Genomic DNA, 2,371 nt, shown 5'->3' with positions numbered 1-2,371 from the left:
CTAAATTTCCCCCCGATCACTCCCAGATCCAGTACTTTTTGATTGACAAAAGGTCTAAAAGTCTTACCCAACAAGGTTTTTAGATTTATTCAGCCAGCCCTACTTAAATCGAGCCTGTTAGTGTCTAAGGTTGGGAGACAGCACTAGGCGCGATCGCTGTTAGTTGTGTGGCAATCAGGACAGTCGATGATAAAAATTTAATCATACGTTTTTAAATGTAAGCGGTCATTTTTTATCATATTGATTCTTCTTGAACGAATGTCATCGGCCTCTACATTCAACTATAACCCCAAACGCTGCTTTTGGCGGGCTTTATAGGAAGCTAACAGCCAAATAGAGCCAGAAATCAAAGAAGGAGCAAGGACAAAAAAAGTGGCCATGGTTACGGGATGTTCCCGGCCCCAGACCCAATAAATCATCACGGCAAAAATCAAGCCACAGTAAGCTAGTCCTAGAAAGGGGATGCCAATGACTAAAATGGCGAATCGAGTATCTTTATCCATAAAATATCGGGATGGCAGCAAAGATTTAGCGGATGGGTTCCGCTTGCCCCTCTCTTTACTTATAAAATCCCGAAAGATATACTGTCACTAGATTTATCAAAAATTTTGCCAGGCGGATTTGGTAAAATTATGCAATTAATCGAGTTCATCAAACAAAAGTTCCTCTAGAATTGGTCCCATACCGTCATCATCGGGGGAAACTAATTCAACTTTCCCTTCCGCATCACCGACGGCTAAGAATAACAAAGGAGCTAGGGGACTGTAAATCGAGTATTTTTGGTCTTCGGAAAAGAAACTGGCGAGAAATTGCAATTCTTCCGGCTCTGATGACGAGGAGGGTTCATCGCTATCGATTTCCAAACTGAGAACATTATCTTCTTCTAGGGGCGGTAATTCACCACTAACAGTCAAGGTGTGGGCAGTGGATTTGAGCAATAGGTCTAATTCTGCTAAAACTGCCTTAGCATCGGCGAAAATCCGCTCGATTTCCTCGCTATCTTCGATTAAGAAGGCATCAGATTCTTCTTCCTCCGATTCCTCATCCCAAGCTAGAATCATCACCGGGGTATCCACGGGGACAAGAAGCATATAGGTGAGATCATCGGTTTCATAGGCGTTCTCAATATAACAGTCCAGCGATCGACCTTGCTCATCCCAGAGGGTTATGATATCCGCTTCTTCGAGTTCGTTTTCTTGAAAATTAAATTGAGGGGACATAGGCTCTCAAACGCTAATGATTGAATCAGAATATCATGAGATGATCCTCAATCAAACCAAGAATTCCGGTGCAAATGTTGAAACCCCTGCACATCAGTTAAATTGTATTGTAGGGGCGTGATGGTGATAAAATTCTCGCCAATAGCGCGCACATCCGTAGGCACTTCCGGGGGTAAATGGGTATAGTCCGGTTGTTCGATATCTTCCACCACTTCCCCAATTAACCAGTAATAACTTTTACCCCTAGGATCCAGTCTTTTCTCGAAGGTTTCTTCGTAGCGTCGCAATCCTTGCCTAGTGATTTTCACCCCCTTGATTTCGCCACTACTAACCGGAGGGACGTTCACATTGAGTAAAGTGGGAAGAGGAAAAGGGTTAAGGGCAACTTTCCTGACTAAAGTGAGGGCAAAATCGGCGGCCGGTTGGAAATCACAGGCTTTAAAACTAGCCAGACTAAAAGCAATACTGGGAATACCCTCGATTAAGCCCTCCAGGGCTGCGGAAACCGTGCCAGAATAGAGGATATCGGTGCCGAGATTAGACCCGTGGTTAATGCCAGCTAAAACTAAATCGGGACGCTCTTTGAGGACGGCACTAAGGGCAAATTTCACCGAATCGGCGGGAGTTCCCGAGCAGGACCAAGCAATCACATCGGGATGAAAAATTCCTTCCACCTGTTCGGCCCGGATGGGATGGTGTAAGGTTAAGCCATGACCGGTAGCAGAGCGCTCGCCGTCGGGACAAACTACGGTGACTTGATGGCCCGCAGTAGCGAGGGTGTTAGCGAGGGTGCGGACTCCTAGGGCGGAAATGCCGTCATCGTTACTGATCAGTAGTTTTAAAGGGCGATCGCTAGTCATAGAAATTTCTGCTCTACTGCGTCGGCTAGTGGTATAATATAATAGTATTTTATTGTGGGTACGTAGCTCAGAGGATAGAGCACCAGGTTCCGGTCCTGGGTGTCGGGGGTTCGACTCCCTCCGTACTCGTTCAGAAATCAGGGGTTGGTATTTTGACACTCCCCGCTCTAAAGAGACGGGGATTCTTGGTTCACAGAGATTACTTGCTTAGACAGAATTGCTTCTGAAAAAGTAGAGGTATTCTCTCCCCAAGCGTTTATTGGATCGAGCCCAAAGGTTCCGGTATGCCCT

At 45.9% G+C, this 2,371-nt stretch carries 3 protein-coding genes and 1 tRNA gene; 1 reads left to right on the top strand and 3 read right to left on the bottom strand.

The genetic code is table 11. The features are described from left to right. Positions 1–281 precede the first annotated feature (281 nt). The 3 genes from PX636_RS15720 to surE all read right to left on the bottom strand — a co-directional run bounded on the left by PX636_RS15720 (position 282) and on the right by surE (position 2,080). Positions 282–503, bottom strand: coding sequence for a hypothetical protein (locus tag PX636_RS15720; protein ID WP_041804974.1), 222 nt, complete (start codon positions 501–503; stop codon positions 282–284). Positions 504–638: 135 nt separating this feature from the next. Further along, complete coding sequence (locus PX636_RS15715; RefSeq protein ID WP_288117765.1) at positions 639–1,220, bottom strand: DUF3727 domain-containing protein; 582 nt, start codon at positions 1,218–1,220, stop codon at positions 639–641. A gap of 47 nt (positions 1,221–1,267) precedes the next feature. Continuing rightward, complete coding sequence (gene surE / locus PX636_RS15710; RefSeq protein WP_125730866.1) at positions 1,268–2,080, bottom strand: 5'/3'-nucleotidase SurE; 813 nt, start codon at positions 2,078–2,080, stop codon at positions 1,268–1,270. A gap of 56 nt (positions 2,081–2,136) precedes the next feature. Between surE and PX636_RS15705 the strand changes: the two genes are divergently transcribed. After that, positions 2,137–2,209, top strand: a tRNA-Arg gene (locus PX636_RS15705). Positions 2,210–2,371: the final 162 nt, after the last annotated feature.

Source organism: Microcystis sp. M53598_WE2 (assembly GCF_030067735.1).
Classification (GTDB): Bacteria; Cyanobacteriota; Cyanobacteriia; order Cyanobacteriales; family Microcystaceae; genus Microcystis; species Microcystis aeruginosa.
The sequence above is the reverse complement of the archived record's forward strand: the minus strand, read 5'-3'. Positions and strand labels throughout refer to the sequence as shown.

Coding starts and splice junctions, on each gene's coding strand:
- surE (WP_125730866.1), bottom strand. CDS start 2,080: ATGACTAGCGATCGCCCTTTAAAACTACTGATCAGTAACGATGACGGC.
- PX636_RS15720 (WP_041804974.1), bottom strand. CDS start 503: ATGGATAAAGATACTCGATTCGCCATTTTAGTCATTGGCATCCCCTTT.
- PX636_RS15715 (WP_288117765.1), bottom strand. CDS start 1,220: ATGTCCCCTCAATTTAATTTTCAAGAAAACGAACTCGAAGAAGCGGAT.